We start from the raw sequence: 1192 nt of genomic DNA, 5'->3' as shown, positions 1-1192 counted from the left end.
GACGAATCTCTGATGGTACGGGTCTATATCGGAAGCATATCGAAAGGTATGCTGACACAATTAGTGTCGCTATTGTGGGCTAGTAAGACTCTCCTTTATGAACGTCCATATGTTGTTACAGGCAACATCAAGGTAGCAGGCTCATAGGAGAAACCTAAAAGTGTATGTACAGATAGGAATGAAGGAACGTGGTAAGCTACCAACGCAGAGGACTTGCTTCTGACGAAGCGTTTCTAGGGAAAGCACTAATGAGATTAGTTAGTCGTATAACCTAGATTTATGGTAGTGAAGGTGGTGGCATAGTACCTATGAAACGTCTAATGAACGTGGAGGGATAGCCACTAGTCAATTGCAGGCTAATTGTTACTTACGGTTAACATGGATTCGAGTAAGACTAAGAGATGTAGTGTTTCTCCATAAGGAGGCTACAGCCCATGTTAAAGAAAACCAAGCTAAGACATAGCGAATACTACGATATGCAAACGAAATATGATCAACTATATTCCTATAGTCTTAACGGTAACAATTTCTATAAGTTAATGGATATGATTGGTTCAGAAGAAAATATTAGATTAGCGTATAGAAACATTAAAACAAATAAGGGTAGTAAGACCGCTGGTGTAGATGGATTAACTATTAAAGATATTTGGCATTTAAATGATACACAGGTAGTAAAACAAGTCAGAAAAAGATTGAAATGGTATCGACCGCAACCCGTTAAGAGAGTATACATCCCAAAAGAGGGAAGCGATAAGATGCGCCCATTAGGTATTCCTACTATTTGGGATAGACTTGTCCAACAGAGCATTTTACAAGTGCTTGAACCCATATGTGAAGCGAAATTCCATAATCATAGTTATGGATTTAGGCCAAACAGAAGTACTCATCATGCGCTCAGTCGAATGGTGAGTCTAATGAATCTAGGGCGTCAGCATTATTGTGTAGACATAGATATCAAAGGTTTCTTTGATAACGTAAGTCATGGGAAATTACTCAAGCAGTTATGGACCTTAGGTGTGCGTGATAAATCACTCCTAAGTGTTATCTCGAAAATCTTAAAATCTGAAGTTCAAGGAGAAGGTATCCCAACTAAAGGAACACCGCAAGGTGGTATTATATCTCCCCTATTATCCAACGTGGTTTTAAATGAATTGGATTGGTGGATTAGCAATCAATGGGAAACTTTTCAGCC

The 1192-nt window shown here is 38.8% G+C and carries 1 protein-coding gene; it reads left to right on the top strand.

From position 1 onward, the window contains the following. Positions 1 to 434: 434 nt before the first annotated feature. Positions 435 to 1192: reverse transcriptase domain-containing protein (locus tag MR169_RS27900; protein WP_242320390.1), on the top strand; the 758-nt coding region annotated here is incomplete at its 3' end.

The sequence above is a fragment of the Bacillus cereus group sp. BfR-BA-01349 genome, assembly GCF_022663795.1.
GTDB lineage: Bacteria > Bacillota > Bacilli > Bacillales > Bacillaceae_G > Bacillus_A > Bacillus_A cereus.
The sequence above is the reverse complement of the archived record's forward strand: the minus strand, read 5'-3'. Positions and strand labels throughout refer to the sequence as shown.